This is a genomic window from Brucella sp. NBRC 12950 (assembly GCF_030268145.1).
Taxonomy (GTDB): Bacteria; Pseudomonadota; Alphaproteobacteria; order Rhizobiales; family Rhizobiaceae; genus Brucella.
In genome coordinates this window covers 139,383-164,778 of the sequence record NZ_BSQC01000007.1, presented here as the reverse complement: position 1 = coordinate 164,778, position 25,396 = coordinate 139,383, and the positions used below count along the sequence as shown (strand labels likewise).

Sequence of the window (25,396 nt, the reverse complement as noted above, 5' to 3'; positions counted from 1 at the left end):
CTCCATAGAACGTGAAAATATTGGTAGGCTGGTTTTATATTATGAAATTGATACCGGCTTTGACCGGAGCTTGGCAGCTGTTGCGGGATCGGCTCGGCGGCACAATTGCGGCGGCAACCCCTTCATGATCAGTTCAGCGTCTGCGACCGTCATCGAGCCAATTTCAAAAAACGCGTCGCGTGTTCCACCTGTACGATGTGCCGAGAGCAGAAGCCCGTCGATCGATCGCACCGGGTCGTCCGCGGCAACGGGTTCGTCGGGAAACACATCGGTTGCGGCCTGAATGTGACCAGACTCGACTGCTTCAAGCATTGCTGGGAAATTCACTACGGCCGCTCGGCTCATTAGAAGAAACTTCGCGCCCTTTTGCATCATCGCAAATTCACGGGCACCAATCAGGCCCTGATTTTCGCTTGTGACGCTAGCAAACACTAGAATGAACTGGCTCTCCTTAACAACCCGGTCAAGGGATGCGGGAATACACTCAGCCCGTTCGATGATTTCAGTCGGTAGCCACGGATCATAAACCAACGTCTTGTTGCGAAACGGACGGATCAGATCGCGGAATTGCCGTCCTAGGTCACCAAAGCCGACAATTCCGACCGTTGCCCCCATAAAACGCACAGTATCGACGTTGCCTTCGAGACCATATTGCTCCGTGCCTGCACGCATTTCGCGGTCAGCACTGGTAATCCCACGTGCCAGGTCCAGCGTCATCGCAAGGGCGGATTCAGCAACCGGACCGGCAAAGGCAGAGGCCGGGGTGAGTACCCAAATGCCACGCTCGACACAAGCCTGATAATCGATATTGGGCAGGAAGTTCGTTTCAACGTTGAAGATGCCCTTGAGCTTCGGCGCGCGGTCAAGACGCTCTTTTGGCATAGCCGTTTGGCCGATCAGAAGAACTGTATCAGGCAAATACCGCTCAACAACCTCATCGTCCATTGGCTTGTCTTCGCTGATGACAAGCTCACCCAGGGCTTCAAGTCGAGCCCTAACTTCAGGACGCGCAATCAGGTCTAGGGTCCGCGGTAACGGATCCACGAGAATTACATTCTTTGTCATAGCTCCTCCCACAAAGCCCGATCAATGTGACGGAAAAATCGATTTTCTGCAACTGTAAATTTGAGTGGTACAAGTCGACGAGAATATTTGGGCCGGTTGTGCAAAAAACCCTCCTTATCGTTGAGCGCACTGAATGCCGCTTTCTCGGCCTGCCAAAAGCTGTTTGCGGAGACTGCGCTCGATTCGTTTTCTCCCCGAGCCCTTAGCGCCAGATGCAGGGGCGAATTTATCGCGGCCGCTTACCTCTCGTGAGCTACCAGTCCAGACAGAATTTTCACCGAATATCTTTCGCTACCGTCTTTGTAAGCGCAAGTTACCGAGAATGCGGGTAATGCGCTGCGTCCTCCGGCTTTGATTGCGCTCACGTGTACGCCTTCAGACTGCACATTATGCAGAACAGCTTTTAGCAAGGCTGCCGTGACGGATAGGGTTGAGATTTTCTTGGTCATCTGCAAAGCCATTTTGGCTTCCCGAGCTGGAAGAGGCTAATCCAGTGGTTGCATCTGTACCCGCATATTTCGTGAGGAAAGCATGCACGATATTTTGAGATACAGGTCTCATATCTGTGCCGATTTCGGGTTGTGATCGGAGAAATTAAGGCATAGACCGTTTACACTGGCTCAGCAGCACCCACATTTCGTTTTGTGATCCCGCATAAGATTGGCCAAAAGACACGATGCAGCTAACGTTGTTTGAGTTAAAGGTATTCTTTTCCCTCGTCAGGTGCATGCAGAACGGATTAACGCAATTAATCCCGCCCGTTGTTGCAGTTTTGGTCCGTGAGCGCGCCATCTCGAAACGCTGCTCAGCGTAGGCTCGCTCATACTTTCAGTCGCTCATGACAACGTGCGAAAAGCAGGAAGCAATTTCCTTGTTAGCACCCAGATCTCGGGCCCACTTTATCAAAATCGGGCCATCACCCTCTTCGGCCATGCCTCCCCACACGTCTTTGAAAACCGGTACACCCGATGAACTGTCAAAGAAGAAATAACCTGGGTCTGCAACGGGTGTGGACGCGTATATAACGGTCCATTTTCCAGAATGAAGCGCCGCGTCGATTTCAATGTTCGCTGGCTTCAACTTTTTATCGAGGCTCTTGGCAACAAGGGTAGCGTATTCGGCTTTGTTCTGCTTCGTCAGACTTTGATCGACGCCTGAGCAAGGATTCGCAGCTATTGCTTGTTGGCTAAGACCAAGAACCCCAATTAGAACTACTCCAAACGTATAGCCAGTTAGTTTACGCATATTTGTATCTCCGCGGGGATTGCTCCTATGGAAACTATTTTGCGAGCACATTGCAATTTCACCTTCCCAATTTCGAACGAAATGTAAAGTAACATTTATAAACTAAACTTACCTGCAACAGTGAACCACCTCGGCTAGAATGCACCGCTGCCGGCGGCGCAGATCCAATTAGCTTTCAAAGAATATGAAGGAGGATCGAGCTGATGCAGCCACGTTGGTCCGTCTTGAACCTGACGCCAGACTTCGGTGCTTACCGTGGTTGAACTACGGCCAAGGCAATGCTCCCGCGGATCGGCATCACCACACAAAAATGACCGACGCCGCAAAAAGCCGGCTTCCTTGGGCATAATGTCCACTCATCGGAATTATTAGAGCCGCATCATGGGCGACATATCTCCGCACTTCCCACCAGCATGCAGATTGCGCACTTTTGAAGCGGCATCTGGAAAGGGTATGAGTTCAACTCTTCAAGTAGAATTCCACTCAAATCTGAAAAACACTATCGCCGGAGATCCTATAGACTACCCGACTGCGGCTCGTTTTAACTGTTGTTGAGTTTGTCGGGTATTCCAGTCTTCCTCGCTTATTGAAACTGCTTGACCCATTTGTTTTTAAGCATGATCGATCCCAAACCCAATCTCACTTTCGAGAAGCTTGCTTTAGTCGGAGACGAAGCCTTAATGATCAAGGGTATCGCGTTACTTTTGTTGTTCCAGCTCACTGGCGAAAGTATCATATTCATGAGTGGGTTCCCCGTACCGGGGCCCGTTGTGGGACTTGTACTCCTGTTTGCAGCCATGCAGCTGTGCAAAACACTCAACTGGAACATTTTTACTCAAGCTGAAACAGCGGCCGACGGATTTCTTAGAAATCTCGGACTGCTCTTCGTTCCGGCGGGTGTCGGGCTAGTTGCGATGTGGAGCCAGATCCAGGGGCAAGCCACTGCAATCCTAGCGATCGTCGTTGTCTCAGCGATATTGACATTGGCGGTGACGGTCTGGACCTTCATTCTCGTTCAACGTGTCATGGGGAAGAGATAACGCCATGAAGCATCCCCTTGAACTATGGGTCTATCTTTCAGCTTCGCCCTTGCTTTGGCTCACACTCACCTTATGTTCTTGGATCGCAGCAACAGAAATATCAGTCCGGTTAAGGCGTCATCCGCTGGCTAACCCAGTCTTGATTTCCATCGTACTGCTCTCCAGCCTCCTTTTGATTTTCGATGTGCCCTATGAGAGATTTTTTGAGGGAGCCCAGTTTATCCACTTCCTGCTTGGCCCCGCTACCGTTGCCATCGCCGTACCTCTGTTCCGCCAATGGCACCAGGTGCGCAAAACCCTTATACCCATGGTGTCCGCGTTGGTCGCCGGCTGCTTCTTTTCTGTTTTTTCCATCGTTGTAATGGGCAAATGGGCCAATCTCTCAAATGAAGTATTGATTTCGTTCCTTCCGAAATCGGCAACGGCAGGGGTAGCGATGGCAATCTCTTTCACGCTTGGCGGTACACCGCCGCTGACTGCAGTGCTGGTCATACTCACGGGTATCATCGGAGCGCTCGTCGTCACTCCTTTCATGAACGCAATGCGGATAACCGACTATGCGGCACGGGGATTTGCTGTTGGTCTGACATCGCACGGCATTGGAACTGCGCGCGCCTTTGATGTCAACGAGACCGCGGGGCTGTTTGCCGGGATTGCGATGGCGCTCAATGCAATTGCGACCTCCCTTGTCGTTCCGCTACTCGTCAATATGCTTATCAATTGAATTGCCAAAACAGCGGTTAAACATTTGGCCGGCTAATATTAAATTATCCCAATCTGTCCCAATGGCCACTACGAGCACACCGGCTCTCTGGTGGGCTGACCGTCTTCTCTATACCTTTCTTCAAGTTCAGTCCACGCCCCCCGACCTGACTCTTCGCGGCGCTCATCTGAAAACGGCCGATGCTTTCGATGAGGAACCTTGGAGCAAGTCTATTTCCCTGAAATAGCCGATCTACGTAGAGCTTGTGCAGGTAGGTGCCCAAATGCATTTCCTGTAAGAAAACACACGCAAAACCTGCCAGGTCGTCCTGGACTTCCACTAAGTGATGAAGATTGTTCGAGCGGATATGATTTTACGCGTCAACGCGACTCTCTATTTCAGCGTATGTATTGTCCGCTATGTTTCGACCGTTCAATATCGCGTACATTCACAATATCGCGGAACCATTGCTTGATAGGGCGGGCCGGTACCCCTCCCCACCGTTCGCCATCGGGAATATTGTTTATAACGTCGCTACCGGCTGCCACCCCCACACTTGTCCCTATCACCGTGTGGTCAGCAACACTGACAAGGCCCCCAAGCATAGTATTGTCGCCAATTATACAACTGGCGGAAATACTACAATGCGCGGCGATCAGACAGAAGCGCCCGATACGAACACTCTGTGCGATCTGAACAAGGTTATCGATTTTGGTGCCAGCGCCTATAATTGTATCGCCGGGCGCTCCCCGAGCCACTGTGGTGTTCGCACCTATTTCAACGTCATCTTCAATAATGGCGCGCCCCAGCGGAGGTACGTTTTCTACGCTTCCAACGCCCGCCCCAAAGCCAAAGCCGTCCTGCCCGATGCGCACGCCGGGATGCAGGGAAACAGTGTTACCGATGAGGGCAAACTGAACAGAAACGCCGGGCGCGACGTAGCAGTCGCTCCCAATCTGGCATCCTGCTCCAATAACAGCGGAGGACGATACGAGTGAGCCTGCACCGACTATGACGTTTTTGCCTAAGACCGCTCCGGCCTCTATCGTTGCACCAACCCCTACATGCGCGGTGGGATGAATAATTGCCTCCGGAGAAATGCCCGTATTTCCGAACCAGCTTTCCGGGCGTACAGCATTAGGGAACAGCATGCGTCCGACCGATGAGAAATCGCGGCGCGGATAGGGCGTAATTAAAACAGCTGTGTCGCCGGAAAGACTGGTGGCGACGGCTTCGGTACAAAGAACAGCTGCAACGTTCATGTTCTTGAACTCTCCGAAGTTCTTCGTGTTCTCCAAAAAAACGAGGGCTCCTTCGCCTGCGTCTGCGATAGAAGTAAGACGGGTGACGATACGCGAAGCATGTGTTTGGTCGAGAAGGGTCGCACCGGTATAGTCAGCAACCTCACCAATCGTAAGTTCACGTGACGGCGAGAAAAAAACGGGACCTAGCATCAGAGCACTTTCTCTCCGGCGACCAAATTCGCCAGAAGATAGCAAATTTATCAGAACATTTGATAAACCGAAGTGAAATTCTCTTGTTTGTCTCAAATACCTTCTGAGAGAAGCACTAGCTGCGGCCTAATTTCTTTCATTTGTCGAAATTGCAGACTGGCTCGATTCCATATCGGTCGCCGCCGCAAGATGCCGCATTGGGTCTACGCGCGAATTATTGGTGGAACTGCTTCAACGCGCTTATTCGGACGAACTGATAGACTGGCAAGCAAAAATACTTGTGGAGCGTTCCCTGCAGTCCGTTACCCGGATTACCTTCGTCAATTCGCGAGTTCACCGACTTCATCCATTGCGCGCATTCTATTTGCCAAGCCATCGACAATCAATGAGAGCCCCGATCAAACGTTGCATCGGGTCTCACTCCGTTCCAACTATTGACCGCGACACTAAGCAAAGGCGGAGCAAGCACGGTTCCTTGTGCCATTGCGTTCGCTCGTATCGCTTTCACGGGCGTGATCCTCAAGCACGTCCCCAACCGTATAGAAGTTAATGGTCACCAGGGGATTCGTTGCAGCATCAACTGAAAATCCTGCCTCACAAAGAAACTGGAGCTGCGCTGCGCCTGTGCTGTTTCCATCTGCGAAGACCGCGGCCGCGTACGTGCGTGAATAGGCGTTCCGTCACGAGCAGCGCTTGCCCAAAACTTCTAGCGTTCCTAATCAGAAATGATATCCAATCATCATCGGCACCTCCGTGCATCTCATAGCTATATCAGCTTGAGGCATGCTCTAGTGAACTGATCAGCTTTAGATGTGAATACATGGTCAGGTGAGCCCGATCGATATCACGAGCTTCAATCGCATCAACGATCGCAATATGCATCTCACTTTGCTGGCTCGCATATTCGCGTTTACGTGCCTCGCGAAAGATCGCATCATGGGTGCGTTGCCATTTCGAGCGCGCTCGCACAGACGCGAGAGAGCGAAAGATCGCAGCAAGCAAGGCGTTTCCGCTTGCACGTGCGACGGCCTTATGAAAAGCGTCATCGAGACGCTCATATTCGCGCCAATCCTTGGCCATCCCAGTGGCAACAGCAAGGTTACGCAAACTGTCGAGATCGTCATGAGTGGCATTCAATGCTGCAGCTGCAGCCAATGCTGGTTCGTAAACAAGCCTTGCTTCCATAAGATCCCGAGCGGATGCAGATTCGATGATGCGCTCAATCGGCCGTTCGACGTCTGAGGACGGGCTACCCATGAAAGTGCCCTTGCCCTGATGACGCCAAACCAGGCCTTCGATCTCAAGCTGGCGTAGAACTTTTCGTGTCGTTTCACGGCTGCAACCAAGTCTGGTCGATAGAATCCGCTCGGGCGGTATTTTGTCCTGAGGACCCAGCCGCTCTTTTTCGAAGAAGCTTAGCATCCGTTGCATAGCTTCCGCGGTCGACATTCGGTCACTCATCACTGTTTTTCCATACCAATTTGCAGACCATTTCACTCCACACCTAGTCTCCTATCAACTGTCGGTCAAGCCGACCAATTTAAGGTGAATAATTGATGCGTTTTGATCCGTTTTTGATTTTGATGATTGCTGCGGTTGTGCTGGCAACCATTTTACCAGCAACCGGGAGCGCATCCGACATCGTCAGTACATTAGGTTCTATCGGCGTTGCCCTGTTGTTTTTTGGCCATGGAGCCGCATTGTCTCATCGCGCAATCGTTTCAGGGCTGAAGCAATGGCAGCTTCATTTATTTATTTTTGCGACGACATTCATCATCTTCCCACTGATCGTGCAGCCTCTGCGCCTCATTCCCGAAACAATCCTGCCGCCCGACCTTGTCCTCGGGTTCATTTATCTGGGAGTTCTTCCTTCGGCGATCTCCAGCTCTATTGCCTATACCGCTATTGCAAAAGGCAACGTTCCGGCAGCAGTATGCAATTCGGCGGGTTCGAACGTCTTCGGACTTTTATTGACACCAATTTTGATGGCGATTTTTATGCGTTCGTCCGGATCGATTGATCTCGGACATGCATTAGGCGATGTAGTATTTGAACTTCTTATACCGTTTGGACTGGGGCAAGCCTGCCATCGCTGGCTGGGTCCACTCCTTGCAACGCGCAAACATTGGCTGGAAAACTACGATCAGTCGGTGATTGTGCTCATTATCTATTCTGCTTTTTCTCAGTCTGTCACCGCGGGTCTTTGGCATGTCCTGCCGACATCGGGCCTCATCACTGCTGTTGCGCTTTGCCTTCTTGTCCTCACTTTTGTGATTAGCTTCACCATGACGGGGTCGCGCTGGTTAGGTTTCGCTCGTGAAGATGAAATTGCGGCTGTGTTCTGCGGGTCAAAGAAAAGCCTTGCATCAGGACTTCCACTGGCCCAAGTCCTTTTTGCAGGCGTGCCAGGATTTGGCATGATCGTGTTGCCTATCATGCTCTATAATCAGATCCAGATCCTTGTTGGAGCGATCCTGGCCCGACGCTATGCAATGCGAATTTCCGACTCGTCCAAAGCTATGGGGATGGATTAACATGACAAAAGACCAGGTTCATCTTGATAACCCCGCCGAATGGTTGCGACCCCTGGATAATCAGCCACTTTCCATACAAGTCGCTGAGAAGGTGCGGCTCGCGATCCAGGAGGGATGCTGGCAAGAAGATCAACGCCTACCAAACGAAAAAGACATGGCGCAATCTCTTAACGTGTCGCGGGCCACTTTAAGAGAGGCGATCGGGATGTTGGTTTTCGCCGGCATTGTCGAGCGTCGACATGGCTCCGGAACGTTCGTGAGGGAAACACAAAGCTGCCGTTAATGGCCAGCATTTTACCCTCATTACATGCTTTAACGGTGCGATCTATGAGGACGCAAGCTGCCCATATCGCTTTGATGCGCTTGCAATAAATGCTAAAAAGTGAACGCAGATAGGTTTACCTTAACTTCAAGATCTGTAGACCGACTTACTTCATGTCTTCCAGAGTGATCCGATAGGAAGTTTGCCGAACCTGGGAATAAACTTTGCGGATAACATCGTAGATCTAGTTGCGTAAAGCGTCGAAGGCAACCAGATGCGATGATTCCGGGGCAGCGATGACACCGTATTTCTCAAGTGCGGATTTATCGATTAAAAATGGAACCGAAGTCATTAAATCGTAGCTGACAAATCGGACGCCCGTCGTTAAATCATCGAGACTTCAGCCAGGGTCTGGAAATGAAAGGGCCATTATGTTTCGCTTTTAATTGCGCCACCTTCATCATCCCAACGCTCAACGGCTTTCGCCATTGTTCGATGCTTCTTGGCGAATTGTTTCAACGCGATATTCAGTCGACCTTCGTCACATGTTCCCTCCTGAAACCGTCGCGCAAGGTAGCGTGCAGCATCGGTGCGCAATTCTTGCGTGTCGCCGGGCTTGCGAACCTCCCTGAGTAGACGCGAAATCATAGTAATGTTTCTGTAATTCAAGGCGTTGGAAGACATGGGGTCCTCCTTTGTTGCGGGCCAGGCATTCTAAGCCTGAATGACAGCGCCCGTTTCAAATGCTGTCGTGATGATCACCATGCGCTTTATGGACGGAGAAAGCAAATAAGGCTGCGATATTACCGTTCTTAGCCCAGTCTGTGCTGCGTCGTTGGAAACGGCTCCCTCTTCATATAGGCCGATGCCGCCGCACCGGCCATCAATTTTGTACGTCCCCAACTCCACCGCAATAGCTTTTGGGCGGCTTCGGGACACGAAACAGGCAGTACGGTCCAGACGAATAAGCTAGCGAAGCGGCCATCGTTGTGTGCCAGCACGGCCGCTTGATCGCCAGTCAGGGTCCCCGGAATTCTACCGACTGTAATGGGGCCATTGGCGGAAGGACCGGTTTAACGGCATAAAATTTAAATGCAGAAACAAGCATCTGCCGATCTGATTGATTGCCACTCAAGAAATAGGCAACATGATAAACTTCCAATGACCTTAGCTCGCTCTTTCGGTTCAACTATTGATGCCCCAAGGGCCGTGAGGAATATCTTTGCCGTCAACCCGCTCAAAGCCGTGTGCGCCAAAGAAATCGCGCTGCGCCTGAATGACATTGGCCGTGCCGCGTGAACGGCGATAGCTGTCAAAATAGCCCAGTGCCGATGCGAGAGCAGGCACTGGCAGACCCGCCAGTACTGCGGTCGAAACAACGCGCCTTAATGCGCCATCTGTTTCATTGATCAAGGTTGCAAAAGCTGGCGTCACAATAAGATTGGCAACGTCCGGCGCAGCTTCAAATGCACTCGCAATCTCATTAAGGAACTGGGAGCGAATAATACAACCCTCGCGCCAGATCTTCGCGATAGTGGGCATTGGTAGATTCCAGTTGAACTCCCGTGAAGCGGCAGCAAGTGTTGCAAATCCCTGAGCATAAGCGCCAATTTTGGCGGCCAGGAGCGCATTTTCCAGATCATCAATAAAGATGGCTCTGTCTTCGACGGACAATGCCGGGACTGGCGGCATTCCGAGAATTTTCTCGGCTGCGATACGCTCTTGTTTTAGCGCGGAAATACAACGCGCGGCAACAGCTGCTTCAATCGTGGTTGCAGCGACGCCCATGTTCTGCGCTTCAATTACAGACCACTTCCCGGTGCCTTTTTGGCCTGCTTTATCAAGAATAACATCAACAACAGGATTTCCGCTGACGGGATCGCTCGCGGCAAGTACCTTTTCGGTAATTTGGATCAGATAAGAGTTCAGGCGTCGCTTGTTCCACGACCCAAACACTTCACTAATTTCGCCAGCCGACATTTTAAGTCCATCACGCAGAACTCCGTAAACTTCGGCGATCATCTGCATATCGGCGTATTCAATGCCGTTGTGAATGGTTTTCACAAAATGGCCCGCACCATTTTCACCAAGCCAGGCAACACATGGTTCACCATTATATTTTGCGGCAATCGATTTGAGAACTGACTGAACGCGATTGTAAGAGTCCTCGGTGCCGCCAACCATGATCGAAGGGCCGTGTCGTGCCCCCTCTTCGCCACCTGAAACACCCATACCAATAAAGGTCAGGCCACTGTTTTTGAGGCTTTCAAAACGGCGCATGGTATCGCGGAAATTCGCGTTGCCTGCATCTATCATAATGTCACCATCAGAGAGGTGGCTGGAGAGCGCCTCCATCTGCTGATCGACGGCCTCGCCGGCTTTGATCATGATGATAATCGGGCGTGGCGGACGAATTGCAGCAATGAATTCTTCGATCGTTTCGCAAGGAATGATCTGGCTCTGTAGCTCGCCCGCTTCCTCATAAAATTTTCTGGTCGCTTCGACGGTACGATTAAATACAGCGATGCGGTTGCCCTTCTCGGCAATATTCAGCGCCAGATTCGACCCCATAACACCGAGGCCAATCAGGCCTATTTCAGCTTGCGACATTAAATTCCTCCATTTTCATTTCTTTTCCCGAAGAGTGCCGGCACCTTGCGGCGCAAGCGCGTTTCCCCATCCTGGATCAGAAACTTAGCTGAACTTTCATAGACTGACTACGATCTCCAGCTATTTCGAACGCTTTGATTGCATCCTCGTACGGATAAACAGCTGATAAGAGCGGCTTGAGGTCGACGCGCTTCGTGTTGATGAGATCAACGGCCAGACCAAACTCGCCATGGAAGCGGAATGTGCCCTTCAATTCGATTTCTTTTGCAACGATGGTATTCTGCGGAAGTGACATTTCATCGCCGAGCCCAAGCTGAACGAGAACAGAACGCGGCCTCAACACCTCAAGCCCACTGCGGATAGCTTGTTCATTGCCAGAGGCCTCAAACTGCACGTCAAAATAGCCTTTATTTGCAGCATAAGCTGCAAGGGCCTGCGGATCTTTGCGGATATTGAGAACTTTATCCGCACCAACCGCTAGAGCTTTTGTTAGTACCGCATCCATTACGTCTGTTGCCACAATCTCACAGGCACCATGTGCGCGCGCTGCAATGATGGCCAACGCACCGATCGGACCACAACCACTCACCAGGACACGCTTGCCCAACAGACTGCCTGCGCGCGCAGCCGCATGCAAAGCCACTGCAAATGGCTCAGCCAATGCTGCTTCATTGATGGAGATGTCGTCTGCGACCTTGAAACATTGCGCCTGTCGGGCAACAAGCCGCTGGCGAAATGCGCCCTGAATATGCGGCATGGGCATTGCGCTTCCATAAAAACGCATATTGATGCAGTGGTTCTGCATACCTTTGTGACAATAGTCACAATCACCACAGGGACGACTGGGTGAAACAGCAACCCGGTCACCGATGGCAAGACCGGATACGCCATCGCCCAAAGCAACAATCGTTCCGGCGACTTCGTGACCAAGCACCATGGGTTCACGCAGGCGAACCGTACCAAAGCCACCATGGTTATAATAGTGCAGATCGGAGCCGCAAATGCCGCCGGCTTCAATCTTCACTTCTACTTCACCAACCCCTGCCGTTTCAGGCACGCGTTCCTCAATACGCAAATCTTTTGCGGCATGAATGACAATAGCTTGCATGGCGTTTCCTCACACAACTGAAGTAAGTAGGTCTAACCCGGCGAAATGGGCAGCCAGATTGTCGCGCACAAGCTTGCCCATCGCCTGTCGCGTCTCTAATGTTCCTGAACCGTGATGCGGCTGAACGACAACATTATCGAGAGCAAAAAAACGCTCATCGATTTCTGGTTCATTCAGGAAAACATCAAGGCCAGCGCCCTTAATCGCTTTGTTTTCCAGCACTTTAAGAAGTGCGGCTTCATCGACAGTTGAACCGCGCGAAACATTGACCAGAATACCCTGCCTACCGAGCGCTTCTAGCACAGCGCTGTCGATCATGTTTCGGGTTGCATCACCGCCTGAAAGTGTAACAATCAAAAATTCCGACCATTTTGCCATTTCCAGAAGATCTTTGAAAAAAGGATAGGCTACACCGTCGCGTTGATTTCTGCTGAAGTAGGCAACATCACAATCAAATGCGGCCAGTCGTTTTGCAACGGCTGCGCCGATCCGGCCAAAACCGACCACACCAACACGCTTCCCACTGACGCGTGTGACCATTTCCATATTGCCTCTGGCCCATTTGCCCTCACGGACAAATTGATCTCCCTGCGGTAACTTGCGTGCAGTTGCGAGCAACAATGCCACGCCAAGATCGGCAACATCAGCGGTCAGAACATCCGGTGTATTGGTTACACGGATGCCGGCACCTCGCGCATATGCCAAATCAATCGCATCAGTACCCACGCCGTAGCAGGCAACAATTTCGAGCTTAGGGAGTGCCTGCATCAGCCTGGCTGATGCGCCGAGTTCACCACGGGTCGCGATCGCGCGAATTTCCGGCGCATGCTGTGCAATGAAAGCATTCCTATCCTGCGCTTCATAGACCTTGTGAACATGATAACAGGCTTGAAGTGCTAAAAGATCCCATTCAGGATAAGCGCCCATCAGAAGAATTTCGGGTTTTGACATAGCTTCACCGTGATAATTTGGAGGAATGTTCGTCATCGCCGCCTGACAATCAGCGGCAGCGCGAGATCAGCGACATTCTGGGCCGAGCGCTCAATATCGACGATGATCGCATCATCTTCGTCTGTCGGAAGTTCAAGTGTGTTGAACTGACTGTCAAGCAACGCGGCTGGCATGTAATGGTTCTGGCGCGCTGTCATTCGTTCAAACAGCAGCTGCCTTGGCCCCTGCAGACAAACGAATGTCAGCGGACGCCCGGCCGCCACCCGCAACCGCTCTCTGTAAACTCTGCGCAGTGCCGAACAGGACACCACCACATTTGGGTTCCAAGCGAGCCTGTTGCCGATGGCATCAAGCCATGGCCAGCGATCATCGTCAGTGAGTGCAATGCCAGCCTGCATTTTTGAGACATTGTGGGGCGAGTGAAGATCATCGCCTTCAATAAATTCTGCCTCAAGGCTAACCGCGAGAAGTCGTCCGACGGATGACTTGCCACAGCCTGAAACTCCCATCACAATAACCGGCGCCGGCGACGTTAAATCAGAGACAAGTGGTGATCCCGCCGTCAACATAAAGAGTGTGTCCATTTACAAATGACGATGCCTGCGCAGACAGAAACACCGCTGCTCCGATCAGTTCTTCCACCTCACCCCAGCGTCCTGCAGGAGTGCGGTTTTGCAGCCATGAGGAAAACTCCTCACTGTCCACAAGCGCCTGATTGAGAGGGGTTTTGAAATAGCCCGGCGCAATAGCGTTGATCTGCAAGCCATAGCGAGCCCAGTCCGCACACATTCCTCGGGTAAGGTTCTTTATAGCGCCTTTTGTTGCGGTATAGGGTGCGATCCTTGGCCGTGCGAGTTCACTTTGAACGGACGCGATATTGATGATTTTGCCTTTGCCGCGCTTAATCATAAAGCGCGCAACAGCTTGTCCGGCATAAAAGGCGCTTGAGATATTTGTCCTAAGCAACTCATCCCAGCGATCAACAGGAAAATCCTCAAGCGGCGAGCGAAACTGCATACCGGCATTGTTAATCAGGATATCAATAGGACCCTGATCTTCCTCAATTGCAGCAACGCCTTGCTGCACGCCACTGGCGTTCGTCACGTCAAACGCTGCCGTTTCTACAGAAAAGCCTTGCGCCCGCAAAAAGGCAGCCGCCGCGTCAAGTTTTGCGACATCGCGTCCATTAAGGACAACGGCGGCGCCGTGCGCGGCCAGCCCGCCAGCGATTGCAAGACCAATACCTTGCGAGGAGCCAGTGATGAGTGCGCGTCGGCCATCAAGATCAAATAATGGAAACGTCATGTATCGCGTCCTACAGATGCCAGTATCGATTTAATTTCCATAATGCCATTGCGGAGGAAAGGATCGGAGTGAATATAAAAGAACTGCACCCCTTTCGCCCGCCAGTGTGGGATTTCCTGAAGCGTTGCCAGCGTACCTGCAATCTTCCCCGCATTGCGGATTTTATCGATGGCTTCCGCGACCTTTGCCATTACCTCTTCAGGGCGTGGCTTGCCAAATGGCGGAGCCGGAGGAAACCCCATGTCCTGTGAGAGGTCACCAGGCCCAATGAAGAAGACATCAACACCTTCAACGGCAAGAATATCCTCTAGGTTGTCAATTGCCGACGTCGTTTCTATCATCGCAACGATCAGTCGCTTCGCATGGTCCGAAGGTAAAGCATAACGCACAGCATCAACGATTAACCGCGCCTGTTCCGCCGTTTCAACCATTGGAACCATAATGCCATCTGCGCCTGCATTAAGATAGCGGATGATGATAGGTCGTTCATGTGAGTGTGGGCGAACGACGGCAGCGCCGCCAACAGATCGTGTAATCTGCACCGTCGTGCGGACATCATCAAAGCCCCAGGTTCCGTGCTCACAATCAAGAAACACGGAATCGGCACCGAGCTCAATCAGACGAGCTGCCAGTCCAGTTGAAACATGATGGGGATTGAACATCGTAACGCTCGCACCAGTTGCCAGTTTACTGCGTAACACGTCACCACTCATTGGCGTGCGTCCCTGTTCTTGATCGTAGATGTATGAATAATTATCGCAGTGCCTGTATTGCAGCAGCGATACGAGTGCAGCCTTCCCGGATTACCTCTTCCGAAGTCGCAATTGAAAGCCGGAAGTATCCCGGCATTCCATATGCACTGCCGTGAAGAGCAGCGACACCGACGCTTTCGAGGAGGTAGATGATGAAGTCGAGATCAGTTTCGATCTGCTTGCCATCTGGCTTTACCTTGCCAAAAACGCCGGTGCAGTTTGGAAAAACATAGAACGCGCCGTTGGGTGACGTGCAACGAATGCCGGGAATTGCATTGAGAAGACCGACTGCAAGGTCACGCCGCCCACGATAAACGCTTGCAGCTGTCGTAATAAAAGCTTGATCGCCATCAAGTGCTTCCACCGCAGCGGCCTGACTGATCGAGGACGGGCAGGAAGACATTTGTGATTGCAGTTTATTTATCGCTGCAACAAGCTTCACGTTTCCGACACCGTACCCGATGCGCCAACCGGTCATAGCATAGGTCTTTGAGACGCCGTTGATGATAAACAAGCGCTCTTTAAGGCTCGCTTCAACAGTTGCAACGTTGTCCGGTGCGTTGCTGTCAAAAAGGACCTCATTGTAGATTTCATCGGCGAGCACCCATACATGCGGATGCCGGACAAGCACGGCCGCAAGCTGAGTGAGTTCTTCGCGCGTATAAACGGAACCGGAAGGGTTGGACGGCGAGTTGATAATCAGCCAACGTGTGTTCGGGGTAATGGCCTGTTCGAGCGCTTCCGCGGTGAGCTTGAAGCCATTTTCTTCACGGCATTCCACAATGACTGGTTTGCCATTGTTAGCCAACACCATGTCAGGATAGGAGACCCAATAAGGGGTAGGAATAATGACTTCACTTCCACGTTCAACGCTTGCCATTAGCGCCAGAAAAATAATCTGCTTGGCGCCGCCCCCAACACATATCTGATCATTTTCGTAGCAAAGGCCGGATGAACGCTTAAATTTAGCTTGAATTGCTTTGCGCAGAGCCGCCGTGCCGTTAACGGGAGTGTATTTCGTATCGCCCGACCTGATTGCTTCAATACCCGCTTCCTTGATATTGTCAGGTGTGTCGAAATCCGGCTCCCCTACGGTGAGGTCGACAATATCGCGCCCCTCCGCCTTAAGATCCCGTGCGCGCGCTGAAGCAAGTGAACTCGGAGATGGCTTGATACGATTTACCCGGGATGCAGGTTGAAACTCAATCACTGTAATGTCCTTCTGCTTTTATGGCTGGCGCTGAACCAAGCCAGCGCTCCGCTAGCCACTGCCTTGTCATGTGCTGGACCGGTGTCCTACAAAATTTCGGAAAGGAACTTTTTAGCTCGTTCACTTTTTGGGTTTGCGAAGAACTCAGATGGCGTTGCGGTTTCGATAAGACGGCCTTCGTCCATAAACCAAATGCGATCTGCGACTTCGCGGGCAAAGCCCATTTCGTGGGTGACGCAAACCATCGTCATGCCCTCACTGGCGAGCCCCTTCATAACCTGCAGGACTTCACAGACCATTTCAGGATCAAGTGAGCTTGTCGGCTCGTCAAAAAGCATGACTGGTGGCCGCATCACCAGAGCCCGCGCAATTGCTACACGTTGCTGCTGACCGCCTGAAAGTTGGAGGGGATAGGCGTTTGCCTTATGCGCAAGGCCAACACGGGTCAACAGCTCCGTCGCCCGCGACTGAGCTTCTGCCTTTTTGGCCTTTTTCAGTTCCAAAGGTGCAAGAGTGAGGTTCTCCAGCACGCTCAGATGAGGAAATAGATTGAACTGCTGGAAGACAAAGCCGATATGCGTGCGCAGCTCATCAATATTGGTAGACCGCGCATTTACATTCACGCCATCAACCTGAATTTCCCCTGACTGGATCGCTTCAAGACGGTTTATCGTCCTAATCAGAGTTGATTTACCAGAACCGGATGGTCCACAGATAACAACAACTTCCCCGCGGCTGACACCAGCGTTGATGTCATCGAGTGCCTTATACTCGCCGTACCATTTGCAGACGTTCGAAAATTTTATCATACCGTTGCACTTTCGACTGTCGACGTGGCGCCAGAACGCTTGTCATTGATTTTATTCTCGGCAAACTTCGCGATAGATGTCAGCGTGAAGTTCAAAACAAAGTAGGTCAGTGCCAGCAGGCCAAATACTTCAAAAGGCTTGGTCAACAGGACATTGTTGATCTGGTCTGCAGCAAAAGTTAATTCCTGCGTTCCAATGATATAGGCCAGTGAAGTTTCCTTAACCGTCGAGACCAACTGATTGAGCATGCTCGGGAGCATGTTGAAGAGTGCCTGAGGAAGAATGATCACCCGCATAACTTTTAGATACGGCAGCCCCAGAGTTCTTCCTGCCTCGTACTGGCCAGCAGGAAGTGCTTGAATTCCAGCGCGTATAATCTCCGCAAGATATGCACTTTCATAAAAGGCAAGCGTGACAATCATGACGACATAACCAGGAACGGAAGCACCGGTAACAAGGGGAATAAGAAAATAAGCCCAGAAGATGAACATCAGTAGCGGCACGCCGCGCACGAAGTAGATGACAGCGATAGCCGGCAGTCGAACAGCTGCGAAAGGACTAAGCCGGGCAAGAGCGAGCAGAATGCTTAACGGCAGTGCCAGCAATATGCTGCTTATTGCCATTCCCAAAGTTGCAGCGAGCCCACCAATAGGACCATGTGGATAGGAGCCAATGAGAAGCAAAAGCCAATTGTTTTGAATGATTTCAAGCATCTCAGCCAGCCTTTACGGATGCTGGGTCTGTGCGCACGACAGTAGAATAGCGATGCGCAAGGACACTACCACCCCACATGATTAATAGCGAGAACACGAGATAGAACACGGTGATGACGACATAGATTTCAAATGTTTTGAAGGTGTAGTTTTCGATCTCACGACCCGCAGCCGTAAGCTCTAGGACACCAATTGCCATAGCCAGGCTGGTGTTTTTGAACATCAATACTGTCTGACTGACCAGTGGCGGTACTGCGATGCGAAATGCCTGAGGCAGGATAATGCGTCGCAATGTCGATATGTAGTTTAGCCCAAGCGCACGGGCAGCTTCTGTCTGGCCTGCCGGTATCGAGCGAACGGCGCTACGCAAATCTTCGGAAATGTAGGCCGATCCGACCAGACCGATCGCGATCATCGCCATCAGGAATTCAGCATTGTGGTCATAAAGCCAGTTCGTCACAGATTGTGGCAGAAGGGCCGCAACACCGAAATACCAAAACAGGATATGGACCACCATCGGAACGTTTCGGTGGAAAGCCACATAAACGGCGACAAAATTGTCCGCAATCCACCAGCCCGTGAGCCGAAGACCTGTCAGAACACTGCCGACAAAGAATGCAAGCAAAAGCGAAGTCAGCGTGAGCAAGACTGTCGTCGAGAAGCCGGAGACGAGAAGATTAAAGTATTGTTCCTGGAAGATAATACCAAGATCGAAATTGTACTGCATGGCCTCATCTCACTTTGTGATGGCCTTCCCGGTAAGTACGCTTTGCAGAGCAAAGCGAAAACTCATTTAAGAAACAGCCCACATTGTGGGCTGCTATCGGAGCAAACGAATTACTCCTTGATTTCCTCAATCTTGAATTCCCGCTTCAACCCGCCAAACGACGTTTCAGCGCCAAACCACTTATCAAAAATCTGGTCGAATTTTCCGGAAGTTTCGAGATCAGACAGAACCTTATTCACATGGTCCTTGAATACATCTTCCCCCTTTTTGATACCAAGACCCCATGGTTCAGCAAACAGAGCAGGTTCGAGAATAGTAACTTCGACGCCACCATCTTTCTTCGCAGCATCGCGTAACTTTATATGCGCCATCTCAGAGGACACCATGCCACTCACCTTCCCTTGCTGAACTGCAAGAAACGCGCTCGCGCCATCCTTGAAGGTCAGGACATTCACGTCTTTTATATGTTCACGCGCGCCGCGCTCCGAACTAGATCCGCGAACGGCACTCACACGCTTGCCCGCCAATTCGTCAGAGGATTTCAACCCGGAATCGGCACGAACAAGGATTTTCTGCATGCTGACAAAATGCTGGTTGGAATAGTCAATCTGCTGGGCACGTTCAGGGTTCCAGCCAAGATTGGCAGCGACAAGATCGACGCGGCCTGCAATGAGTTCCGGGATGCGGGCCTCAACTGAAATCAGCTTCAACTCAAGTGGCACGCCGAGACTGTCAGCAATTGCCTGACAGATATCAACTTCATATCCAACAACCTCACGTGTTTTGCCGTCCTGGAAACTAAAAGGCTCAGAAGTACCGAGTGTCCCGCAGATAAATTTGCCGCGTTCCTTGACGTCTTTCACGACGTCCGCGCTTGCGGAGGTCACAACAGCTGCGCCAGCCACAAAGACACAGCCCGCAAGCAACACCGATTTCAGATAAGTCATGTCATTCCCCATTTGTTAAATTTCCGAGGTCGAATTTATTATTCCTCGGTTTAAAACGGCTCGATCAGGCACCTATCACAAAGCCCTTATCACGGAGCTTGTCTTCTAGATTGCTGACTTCGATAACCGATTTTCCAGCCTTGTAAGCTGCAATATATTCAGCCTCGTTTTCTTCACGTAGCCGGGATTGCTCCACTACGTTTGCAACCTCGGACTTACGGACAACCACGACGCCATCTGCATCACCAGAAACCACATCACCCGGGTTAATCGTTTCTCCTCCGATAATGATTGGCTGATTGATTGCCCCCAAGGTTTCCTTGACCGTACCTTTAATCGAAACACTGAGCGAGAAGACCGGAAAGCCAAGCTTCCGCAATTGCCCGGTATCGCGCACACCGGTATCGGTGACAAGGCCACCGATCTTCGCTGCCAAACATGCATTCGCGAGCACATCACCGAAAGAGCCCGCCTCCTCGTATTCGCCAGCGGAGACTACGATGATATCGCCTGGCGATGCATAAGAGATTGCCACCTGCAGCATAATATTATCGCGAGGAGCACAGCTAACGGTGAATGCCGGTCCGCAAAGCTTCATGGCAGGATCAACCGGTTTGATCCGCGATGACAACGCACCACGCCTTCCTTGTGCTTCATGGATCGTAGCGGGTGCATATGCACTGAGCGCAGACACCAAGGTAGCGTCTGGGCGATCGACCAATCTGTGAAGATGGACCATTGTTCCTCCAAAAAATCTGCTTTTTTGCTTTTAGGGTTTATTGCTTGAAGGAATATATTGCGCATTAAAATCAATCAAATATATAATGCTAATATGATTCATAAAGTATTTTTATATTACTAGGTTTCAATAGATCCCGCATCCAGTGGATGGGCGCGACGTACCGCTGTCACTGCTATCGCATAGGAGTTCGCATGATCCTGACTGTCATCCGGATGCGCTATTTTGTAAGCATCGCAGAGCATGGCTCGCTCACAAAAGCTTCCGCCGAACTTGGGATTGCGCAACCAGCTCTTAGTCACCACATTCGCCTTCTTGAAGACGAGCTGAATGTGAAGCTGCTAACGCGCACTGCCCGTGGAATGGTGCTCACTGAGGCTGGTGATACGCTACTTGTTCACTGTCAAAGCATCCTTCACGCGCTAGAGCGTGCAGAGAATGCGACACGCGAGAAAGCTTCTGTCCCCTCTGGCGACGTAATTTTGGGGGTCGTGAGTTCGATTGCCCCTATTTTGGCACCTCCTCTCATCAAGGTCTGCCGAGAAAAATATCCGCGCTTGCGTCTTATTTTACGCGAAGGTGACAGCCAGACGCTGAAAAGCGGGCTTGAAGCCGGCAGCTACGACATTGTTGTGAACCTTTCAGACGTCGCAGGAAAGGATGCGCCATTGGCCTTCAGGGAGGGCCTATATGTCCTTGGGGCAGCTGGCTATTTCAAAGGAAAAAGCCCGCAGATTGAGCTTCAGAACCTCGCAGATTTGCCGCTGATTTTACCGTCGAGGAAGCACGCCATACGTATTTTGATGGAGCGTGAAGCCGAAAAAGCCGGCTTCAGTCTGAATGTCTCACTTGAAATAGAAGGTGCAGGTAGCATCAAAGCCGCAGTGCGTGCTGGCTTGGGCATGACGGTCATGGGCTGGAGCCTGACAGAACCGGAAAGTACACCTCACAACTATTCGAGCGCACTAATCTCAAAGCCTGCACTTTATAGAAAATTTGCTATGTTCACGGCGCAACGTAGCCGGACAAGCAACGCGGTTTTGGCTGTACAAAACCAACTCAAGCAACTCGTCAGCGATTTCTGCCAAAATGGCCATTGGAAACTCGATTAACTTGAACCGCCAGGGCGATGACTTTACCCCCCGGCTTCGAGCCGTCAGTTAATGTACACATCGCCGCGTGAGCATCGAACGGACGAAAACACCGAGCTGCGCTATTTGCGGTGCGCATCTCCATTGCCATCACCCCCCATCACTACAGCCTCTGCCAAGATATGGAGATGTTGCCCCGGATTGAGACCGGGGGATCAGTCTCAATCCAAAGCAATTCCGTACCACCAGCATCCGATACCTACGGTTTAGTGCACCGATCCTCGTTCTTATAAACCACAACATAACAGGCCTTGCGTACCCAGCGACTAACGTGCTCCGCGCACGAAGCTTTCGCCCAGTGCTTGTGGAAGGCTTGCTTTGCGACCAGCGATCAACAGCACCAGCATCACCATGGCAAATGGTAACATCTGAATGACGTCTGTTGGCACGTTGACACCGGCGACCTGTAAGGCTGTTGCCAGCGATAGGCTGGCACCGAACAATAGTGCGCCGCCCAATACCCATGACGGTCTACCCCGCGCCAGCATTGCTAGTACGATGGCGATGAAACCATTGCCATGGCTCATGAACGGAATGAATACGCCAGCAACTGCAACAGACATGAAAGCACCACCGAGACCGGCCAGTGCGCCCGTCATCAGCACAGCAACGCTTCGCGTTCGGACAACATCCACACCGGTCGCATCGAGCGCAGCCGGTTTATCGCCTGCCGCCTGCAAGGCAGTGCCGAGATGCGTCATACGATAAATCCAGGCGAAAACCGCGACAAGGACGACAGCTACATAAACGATCGGATTGTGATTAAACAGGATCGGTCCAAGAACCGGAATTTCGACCAAAGGCCAGATAGACCATTTCGGCGCCCCGTCCAGGCGTGGATACGTTTGCGAAAACTGTACGAAATGCAGGAGCGCGGTCATGCCTTGAACTGCCAATGTCAGAGCAATACCGATGACGATCTGATTGAGGCCTAGCCGCACACAAAACAGCACCATGAACGACGCGACGAACGCGCCCGCAGCGATACCGCCTACAAAGCCGAGCCCCATGCTGCCGGTGGTCCACGCCGCAAGAAAACCGGCATAGGCACCGGCCAGAATCATGCCTTCCAGCCCGATATTGAGTACGCCTGCCTTTTCCGACAATTGCTCTCCCAGTCCTGCAAGCAAAAGCGGCGTGCCCGCAGCGATTGCACCGAGAAACAGCGTGATGATGAAACTTTCCGTAAAAAGTGCCATGTTCTTCTCCTTCTCAGATCTTGGCTCGGTAACGGCGGTTCTTGTCAAAATATTCCGCCAACGCCAAAGTGATCAGCAACAACGCCACGATAACTAGCGAGAAAAAACTCGGCACACCGAGCCGGCGTGCTGCACTTTCCCCACCGATCGTGAGCGCGGAAAACAGGAAGACATAAGCGATGGAACCAAAGCCGTTGAGCCGCGCAAGGAAAACCAGCGGTACCACCGTCAGGCTATAGGCCGGATTCCAGTCCGCGCGGACATTGCCTTGCGTACCCAGAATGTCGACCGCGCCCGACAGCCCCGCAAGGCCTGCCGAAATGGCGAAGACGGCTATGGTCAGTTTGGGGACCGAAAGTCCCGCGTGAACAGCGGCACGTGGATTGGCCCCGACCAGTCGCAATTTCATTCCAAACGACGTTTTCGTCATCATCAGATGCATAGCTATGATAACGACGAGACCGATGATCAGGCCAGACGAAATGGTGGTATCAAACAACTTCGGCAAGCGCGCATCCACAGGAAGTGTGCGCGTTTGCGGAGTGGTGGTCGCGGGATCAAGAAAAGCGAGTTTCACCAGCACATTGGCCAGCGAAACGCCGAGGAAACTCATCATCAGCGTGGTAATGATTTCATTGATGCCGTGCCATGCCTTGAGTATTGCAGGCAACAGGCCCCACACCGCACCAACCGCCAAACCAATCACCAGACCGACAGCGAGGTTAAGCCAGATTGGCAGCCCCGCCGTGTACAAAAGCGGCGTCGTGGCCGCAACAATCACTGCAGCCAGCAGAAACTGTCCGTCACCGCCAAGGTTCCAGATTCCAGCACGGAAAGCCACAATCAAGCTTGCCGCAATCAGGAGAAACGGCCCCATACGTGTCAGTGTTGCCGAAAGGCCGGAAGGCGACATAATTCCCCGCTCGACCACATAGGCATAGTAACTTAGCGGATTGACGCCCATAGCAAGCAGGATCAGTCCACCCAAGACAAGGGCTGAGATCAGCGGTCCAACGCTTACGGCAAGGATTCTGCCCCATGCGGAAAATGGCGGACGCGTCATCTGTCCAGCTATTCTGGCCGTGCCGGCTTGCTGATCGCTCATTCTTCTTCTCCGGTACTCATCATGCGGCCGATTGCATCGCGCGCGCCTAATCCATTTTGGACCGTGCCGAGCAGTCTGCCCTGGTCGATTACGGCTATTCTGTCGGCAAGCTCCAAAAGCTCGTCCAGATCGGTTGAAATAAGCAACACTGCCTTGCCAGCATCTGCGGCATCGCCAATACGCCGGCGGACCGCGCGAATGTTTTTTACGTCGAGCCCATATGTCGGCTTTGCAAAAATCACCGCTTCGGCTGTGCCTGTCAGTTCACGCGCCAACAATACCTTCTGGATGTTACCGCCCGACAAGGTGCCGACCGGCGTCTCAACATCCGGCGTTCGGATATCGAAATTGCGTACATGTTCCGCAGCTTGCGCGCGGATATGCTGCGGCTTTTCCAGCCCTTTGCGCCAAAACGGCGCAGCGCCGATGTCCTTTAGGAGAAAATTTGTGGCAACCGCGAATGCACCCACCGTCCCCTCTCCGAGACGATCATCCGTCACGTAACGCAATCCGGCCATGCGACGCTCGCCCACCGAAAGCGCACCGATCTCGGTCCCGTGTAAGCAAACACTCCCAACCGACGGCAATTGTCCAGCAAGCGCCTCTGCAAGCTCCTTTTGACCGTTGCCGTCAATCCCGGCAATTCCGAGCACTTCGCGGGAGCGGATTGTCAATGAAACATTCCGAAGGGGGATGCGTCCTGCGATGGAATTAAGCTTATCGACGCTGAGGACCGTCCCACCAAGCTCACGACTGATCCGTGGCTCGGATTCACCCTCGCCCGTAACAGCATTGCCAAACATGAGTCGAATGATATTAGCAGTATTTTCCGCGTCGGTATGGGTTTGCAACTCTTCAGGCGTGATAGCGCCTGCATTCTTACCTAGGCGCAGCACGGAGATGCGGTCGCCATAGGCAAGTGCTTCATTGAGCTTGTGGGTGATAAATATGACGGCCAATCCTTCCGCAACGAGCCGCCGCATTAGCTGCCCCAGCGACACCGCCTCGTTGGGGGTCAGCATGGCTGTCGCTTCGTCAAGGATCAGGCATCGGCTGCCGCGCATCAAGGCACGCAGAATTTCTACCTGCTGGCGTTCTCCAAGCGACAGGCTTGAAACCAGCGCAAAGGGATCGACCCGCAATCCCACGCGGCTCGCCGTTTCGTTAATGCGCTTTGCAACGCCGCTGCGATCCGGTTTCCGCCACCAGGTCCCGCCCAGCGTAAAATTGTCGACAACCGTCAAACTCGGTACCAGCATCGAATGCTGGAACACAGTGCCCATCCCCAGCGACAAGGCATGGCGGGGCGATGTAATGTTTACCTTCGTACCATCTACCTCGATCCAGCCGTCGTCGGGCTGTTGAAGACCTGCCAACATGCCAACGAGTGTGGATTTTCCCGCGCCGTTTTCGCCCAACAGAACATGGACCTCCCCCGGCCAGACATCTGTACTGACGTTATTATTGGCGACGACGCCGGGAAAGCGCTTGGTTATGCCGCGCAAAGCGACAAAGGGCACGCCCGAAGAACTGACCGGAGAACTTTTTGCCTGTGATGAAAGAGGGACTACTTTTTGTGTTGTCACCTGCATCAAACTGTCCTTCATGGAAGCCGGCTCGTCGCGACCGGACGGATCACGATTATGCCCGGAAGCAACGAGACGGGTATTCGAGCGCTGTACGTTGTATCGGTCGCACATTGTCGCTCTCACTGCTTGGTCCAGGCATCGAACGTTTCAGAAGCTGTTACAGATTTCTGGGCCGATG

26 protein-coding genes and 1 pseudogene are annotated in these 25,396 nt (G+C 52.1%); 5 read left to right on the top strand and 22 right to left on the bottom strand.

Annotation, left to right across the window (positions count from 1 at the left end; translation table 11 throughout):
• Positions 1 to 39: 39 nt before the first annotated feature.
• The 3 genes from QSJ70_RS13650 to QSJ70_RS13640 form a co-directional block, all read right to left on the bottom strand.
• On the bottom strand, positions 40 to 1,065 hold the full coding sequence (locus tag QSJ70_RS13650; RefSeq protein WP_285537118.1) for a hydroxyacid dehydrogenase: 1,026 nt from the start codon (positions 1,063 to 1,065) through the stop codon (positions 40 to 42).
• 239 nt (positions 1,066 to 1,304) lie between these two features.
• Positions 1,305 to 1,526 carry a hypothetical protein gene (locus QSJ70_RS13645; RefSeq protein WP_285537116.1) on the bottom strand — a complete coding sequence of 74 codons (222 nt, stop codon included), beginning with the start codon at positions 1,524 to 1,526 and terminating at the stop codon, positions 1,305 to 1,307.
• 367 nt (positions 1,527 to 1,893) lie between these two features.
• Positions 1,894 to 2,310 carry a hypothetical protein gene (locus QSJ70_RS13640; RefSeq protein WP_285537114.1) on the bottom strand — a complete coding sequence of 139 codons (417 nt, stop codon included), beginning with the start codon at positions 2,308 to 2,310 and terminating at the stop codon, positions 1,894 to 1,896.
• Positions 2,311 to 2,990: 680 nt separating this feature from the next.
• On the opposite strand from QSJ70_RS13640, the gene QSJ70_RS13635 reads away from it, so the two are divergent.
• Entirely contained in the window at positions 2,991 to 3,350 is a 360-nt protein-coding gene (locus tag QSJ70_RS13635; protein WP_215780539.1) for a CidA/LrgA family protein, read from the top strand.
• A gap of 4 nt (positions 3,351 to 3,354) precedes the next feature.
• Positions 3,355 to 4,074 (top strand): LrgB family protein, encoded by a 720-nt coding sequence (locus tag QSJ70_RS13630; protein ID WP_285537110.1) that lies wholly within the window; start codon positions 3,355 to 3,357, stop codon positions 4,072 to 4,074.
• 377 nt (positions 4,075 to 4,451) lie between these two features.
• Here the strand turns inward: QSJ70_RS13630 and lpxD are convergent, their stop codons facing one another.
• From lpxD to QSJ70_RS13615, 3 genes and pseudogenes are all read right to left on the bottom strand, one after another.
• Complete coding sequence (gene lpxD, locus QSJ70_RS13625) at positions 4,452 to 5,507, bottom strand: UDP-3-O-(3-hydroxymyristoyl)glucosamine N-acyltransferase (RefSeq protein ID WP_285537108.1); 1,056 nt, start codon at positions 5,505 to 5,507, stop codon at positions 4,452 to 4,454.
• 446 nt (positions 5,508 to 5,953) lie between these two features.
• Positions 5,954 to 6,109: pseudogene (locus QSJ70_RS13620) on the bottom strand (hypothetical protein); the annotation flags it as partial.
• A gap of 169 nt (positions 6,110 to 6,278) precedes the next feature.
• On the bottom strand, positions 6,279 to 6,968 hold the full coding sequence (locus tag QSJ70_RS13615; protein ID WP_215780357.1) for a FadR/GntR family transcriptional regulator: 690 nt from the start codon (positions 6,966 to 6,968) through the stop codon (positions 6,279 to 6,281).
• 95 nt (positions 6,969 to 7,063) lie between these two features.
• Here QSJ70_RS13615 and QSJ70_RS13610 point away from each other — a divergent pair, with 95 nt between their 5' ends.
• Positions 7,064 to 8,041 carry a bile acid:sodium symporter family protein gene (locus QSJ70_RS13610; RefSeq protein ID WP_252349207.1) on the top strand — a complete coding sequence of 326 codons (978 nt, stop codon included), beginning with the start codon at positions 7,064 to 7,066 and terminating at the stop codon, positions 8,039 to 8,041.
• A gap of 1 nt (position 8,042) precedes the next feature.
• Complete coding sequence (locus tag QSJ70_RS13605) at positions 8,043 to 8,324, top strand: GntR family transcriptional regulator (protein ID WP_215780353.1); 282 nt, start codon at positions 8,043 to 8,045, stop codon at positions 8,322 to 8,324.
• Positions 8,325 to 8,732: 408 nt separating this feature from the next.
• Here QSJ70_RS13605 and QSJ70_RS13600 read toward each other — a convergent pair whose 3' ends face one another.
• The 13 genes from QSJ70_RS13600 to QSJ70_RS13540 form a co-directional block, all read right to left on the bottom strand.
• Positions 8,733 to 8,987, bottom strand: a complete 255-nt coding sequence (locus tag QSJ70_RS13600) for a hypothetical protein (RefSeq protein ID WP_215780352.1) — start codon at positions 8,985 to 8,987, stop codon at positions 8,733 to 8,735.
• 501 nt (positions 8,988 to 9,488) lie between these two features.
• Positions 9,489 to 10,913, bottom strand: a complete 1,425-nt coding sequence (gene gnd, locus QSJ70_RS13595; RefSeq protein WP_215780350.1) for an NADP-dependent phosphogluconate dehydrogenase — start codon at positions 10,911 to 10,913, stop codon at positions 9,489 to 9,491.
• Positions 10,914 to 10,989: 76 nt separating this feature from the next.
• Entirely contained in the window at positions 10,990 to 12,021 is a 1,032-nt protein-coding gene (locus QSJ70_RS13590; protein ID WP_215780349.1) for an L-idonate 5-dehydrogenase, read from the bottom strand.
• A gap of 9 nt (positions 12,022 to 12,030) precedes the next feature.
• Positions 12,031 to 12,972 carry a 2-hydroxyacid dehydrogenase gene (locus QSJ70_RS13585; RefSeq protein WP_285537098.1) on the bottom strand — a complete coding sequence of 314 codons (942 nt, stop codon included), beginning with the start codon at positions 12,970 to 12,972 and terminating at the stop codon, positions 12,031 to 12,033.
• Between the two features lie 32 nt (positions 12,973 to 13,004).
• Positions 13,005 to 13,481: a gluconokinase gene (locus tag QSJ70_RS13580; protein ID WP_285537096.1), complete on the bottom strand. Its 477-nt coding sequence runs from the start codon at positions 13,479 to 13,481 to the stop codon at positions 13,005 to 13,007.
• A 28-nt stretch (positions 13,482 to 13,509) separates the two neighbouring features.
• Positions 13,510 to 14,277, bottom strand: coding sequence for an SDR family oxidoreductase (locus QSJ70_RS13575; protein ID WP_285537094.1), 768 nt, complete (start codon positions 14,275 to 14,277; stop codon positions 13,510 to 13,512).
• The gene (locus QSJ70_RS13570) at positions 14,274 to 14,990 is read right to left on the bottom strand and encodes an HpcH/HpaI aldolase family protein (RefSeq protein ID WP_285537092.1); all 717 of its coding nucleotides are present in this window, start codon (positions 14,988 to 14,990) and stop codon (positions 14,274 to 14,276) included. Before QSJ70_RS13570 ends, QSJ70_RS13575 begins: the two co-directional genes overlap by 4 nt.
• Positions 14,991 to 15,030: 40 nt before the next feature.
• On the bottom strand, positions 15,031 to 16,239 hold the full coding sequence (locus tag QSJ70_RS13565) for an aspartate transaminase (protein WP_285537090.1): 1,209 nt from the start codon (positions 16,237 to 16,239) through the stop codon (positions 15,031 to 15,033).
• A gap of 86 nt (positions 16,240 to 16,325) precedes the next feature.
• Positions 16,326 to 17,048, bottom strand: coding sequence for an amino acid ABC transporter ATP-binding protein (locus QSJ70_RS13560; protein ID WP_285537089.1), 723 nt, complete (start codon positions 17,046 to 17,048; stop codon positions 16,326 to 16,328).
• Positions 17,045 to 17,761, bottom strand: coding sequence for an amino acid ABC transporter permease (locus QSJ70_RS13555; protein WP_285537087.1), 717 nt, complete (start codon positions 17,759 to 17,761; stop codon positions 17,045 to 17,047). The genes QSJ70_RS13560 and QSJ70_RS13555 overlap by 4 nt, the downstream gene beginning before the upstream one ends.
• Position 17,762: 1 nt before the next feature.
• Entirely contained in the window at positions 17,763 to 18,488 is a 726-nt protein-coding gene (locus tag QSJ70_RS13550; protein WP_285537085.1) for an amino acid ABC transporter permease, read from the bottom strand.
• A 110-nt stretch (positions 18,489 to 18,598) separates the two neighbouring features.
• A complete protein-coding gene (locus QSJ70_RS13545) occupies positions 18,599 to 19,435 on the bottom strand; it encodes an ABC transporter substrate-binding protein (protein ID WP_252349205.1) in 837 nt (278 codons plus the stop codon).
• A 64-nt stretch (positions 19,436 to 19,499) separates the two neighbouring features.
• A complete protein-coding gene (locus QSJ70_RS13540; RefSeq protein WP_285537082.1) occupies positions 19,500 to 20,174 on the bottom strand; it encodes a 4-carboxy-4-hydroxy-2-oxoadipate aldolase/oxaloacetate decarboxylase in 675 nt (224 codons plus the stop codon).
• Between the two features lie 194 nt (positions 20,175 to 20,368).
• On the opposite strand from QSJ70_RS13540, the gene QSJ70_RS13535 reads away from it, so the two are divergent.
• Positions 20,369 to 21,286 carry a LysR family transcriptional regulator gene (locus QSJ70_RS13535; RefSeq protein ID WP_215780334.1) on the top strand — a complete coding sequence of 306 codons (918 nt, stop codon included), beginning with the start codon at positions 20,369 to 20,371 and terminating at the stop codon, positions 21,284 to 21,286.
• A 305-nt stretch (positions 21,287 to 21,591) separates the two neighbouring features.
• Here the strand turns inward: QSJ70_RS13535 and QSJ70_RS13530 are convergent, their stop codons facing one another.
• From QSJ70_RS13530 to QSJ70_RS13520, 3 genes are read right to left on the bottom strand one after another with little or no spacing between them, the layout of a single operon-like run.
• The gene (locus QSJ70_RS13530) at positions 21,592 to 22,524 is read right to left on the bottom strand and encodes a putative B6 ABC transporter permease subunit 1 (protein WP_285537079.1); all 933 of its coding nucleotides are present in this window, start codon (positions 22,522 to 22,524) and stop codon (positions 21,592 to 21,594) included.
• A 13-nt stretch (positions 22,525 to 22,537) separates the two neighbouring features.
• Positions 22,538 to 23,629, bottom strand: a complete 1,092-nt coding sequence (locus tag QSJ70_RS13525; RefSeq protein WP_285537076.1) for a putative B6 ABC transporter permease subunit 2 — start codon at positions 23,627 to 23,629, stop codon at positions 22,538 to 22,540.
• Positions 23,626 to 25,329, bottom strand: a complete 1,704-nt coding sequence (locus QSJ70_RS13520; RefSeq protein WP_252349204.1) for a putative B6 ABC transporter ATP-binding protein — start codon at positions 25,327 to 25,329, stop codon at positions 23,626 to 23,628. Before QSJ70_RS13520 ends, QSJ70_RS13525 begins: the two co-directional genes overlap by 4 nt.
• Positions 25,330 to 25,396: the final 67 nt, after the last annotated feature.

What these genes read in the sequence shown, in the direction of transcription:
- QSJ70_RS13650 (WP_285537118.1), bottom strand. Translation starts at nt 1,065, where the DNA reads ATGACAAAGAATGTAATTCTCGTGGATCCGTTACCGCGGACCCTAGAC.
- QSJ70_RS13645 (WP_285537116.1), bottom strand. Translation starts at nt 1,526, where the DNA reads ATGGCTTTGCAGATGACCAAGAAAATCTCAACCCTATCCGTCACGGCA.
- QSJ70_RS13640 (WP_285537114.1), bottom strand. Translation starts at nt 2,310, where the DNA reads ATGCGTAAACTAACTGGCTATACGTTTGGAGTAGTTCTAATTGGGGTT.
- QSJ70_RS13635 (WP_215780539.1), top strand. Translation starts at nt 2,991, where the DNA reads ATGATCAAGGGTATCGCGTTACTTTTGTTGTTCCAGCTCACTGGCGAA.
- QSJ70_RS13630 (WP_285537110.1), top strand. Translation starts at nt 3,355, where the DNA reads ATGAAGCATCCCCTTGAACTATGGGTCTATCTTTCAGCTTCGCCCTTG.
- lpxD (WP_285537108.1), bottom strand. Translation starts at nt 5,507, where the DNA reads ATGCTAGGTCCCGTTTTTTTCTCGCCGTCACGTGAACTTACGATTGGT.
- QSJ70_RS13615 (WP_215780357.1), bottom strand. Translation starts at nt 6,968, where the DNA reads ATGAGTGACCGAATGTCGACCGCGGAAGCTATGCAACGGATGCTAAGC.
- QSJ70_RS13610 (WP_252349207.1), top strand. Translation starts at nt 7,064, where the DNA reads ATGCGTTTTGATCCGTTTTTGATTTTGATGATTGCTGCGGTTGTGCTG.
- QSJ70_RS13605 (WP_215780353.1), top strand. Translation starts at nt 8,043, where the DNA reads ATGACAAAAGACCAGGTTCATCTTGATAACCCCGCCGAATGGTTGCGA.
- QSJ70_RS13600 (WP_215780352.1), bottom strand. Translation starts at nt 8,987, where the DNA reads ATGTCTTCCAACGCCTTGAATTACAGAAACATTACTATGATTTCGCGT.
- gnd (WP_215780350.1), bottom strand. Translation starts at nt 10,913, where the DNA reads ATGTCGCAAGCTGAAATAGGCCTGATTGGCCTCGGTGTTATGGGGTCG.
- QSJ70_RS13590 (WP_215780349.1), bottom strand. Translation starts at nt 12,021, where the DNA reads ATGCAAGCTATTGTCATTCATGCCGCAAAAGATTTGCGTATTGAGGAA.
- QSJ70_RS13585 (WP_285537098.1), bottom strand. Translation starts at nt 12,972, where the DNA reads ATGTCAAAACCCGAAATTCTTCTGATGGGCGCTTATCCTGAATGGGAT.
- QSJ70_RS13580 (WP_285537096.1), bottom strand. Translation starts at nt 13,481, where the DNA reads ATGGGAGTTTCAGGCTGTGGCAAGTCATCCGTCGGACGACTTCTCGCG.
- QSJ70_RS13575 (WP_285537094.1), bottom strand. Translation starts at nt 14,277, where the DNA reads ATGACGTTTCCATTATTTGATCTTGATGGCCGACGCGCACTCATCACT.
- QSJ70_RS13570 (WP_285537092.1), bottom strand. Translation starts at nt 14,990, where the DNA reads ATGAGTGGTGACGTGTTACGCAGTAAACTGGCAACTGGTGCGAGCGTT.
- QSJ70_RS13560 (WP_285537089.1), bottom strand. Translation starts at nt 17,048, where the DNA reads ATGATAAAATTTTCGAACGTCTGCAAATGGTACGGCGAGTATAAGGCA.
- QSJ70_RS13555 (WP_285537087.1), bottom strand. Translation starts at nt 17,761, where the DNA reads ATGCTTGAAATCATTCAAAACAATTGGCTTTTGCTTCTCATTGGCTCC.
- QSJ70_RS13550 (WP_285537085.1), bottom strand. Translation starts at nt 18,488, where the DNA reads ATGCAGTACAATTTCGATCTTGGTATTATCTTCCAGGAACAATACTTT.
- QSJ70_RS13545 (WP_252349205.1), bottom strand. Translation starts at nt 19,435, where the DNA reads ATGACTTATCTGAAATCGGTGTTGCTTGCGGGCTGTGTCTTTGTGGCT.
- QSJ70_RS13540 (WP_285537082.1), bottom strand. Translation starts at nt 20,174, where the DNA reads ATGGTCCATCTTCACAGATTGGTCGATCGCCCAGACGCTACCTTGGTG.
- QSJ70_RS13535 (WP_215780334.1), top strand. Translation starts at nt 20,369, where the DNA reads ATGATCCTGACTGTCATCCGGATGCGCTATTTTGTAAGCATCGCAGAG.
- QSJ70_RS13530 (WP_285537079.1), bottom strand. Translation starts at nt 22,524, where the DNA reads ATGGCACTTTTTACGGAAAGTTTCATCATCACGCTGTTTCTCGGTGCA.
- QSJ70_RS13525 (WP_285537076.1), bottom strand. Translation starts at nt 23,629, where the DNA reads ATGAGCGATCAGCAAGCCGGCACGGCCAGAATAGCTGGACAGATGACG.
- QSJ70_RS13520 (WP_252349204.1), bottom strand. Translation starts at nt 25,329, where the DNA reads ATGTGCGACCGATACAACGTACAGCGCTCGAATACCCGTCTCGTTGCT.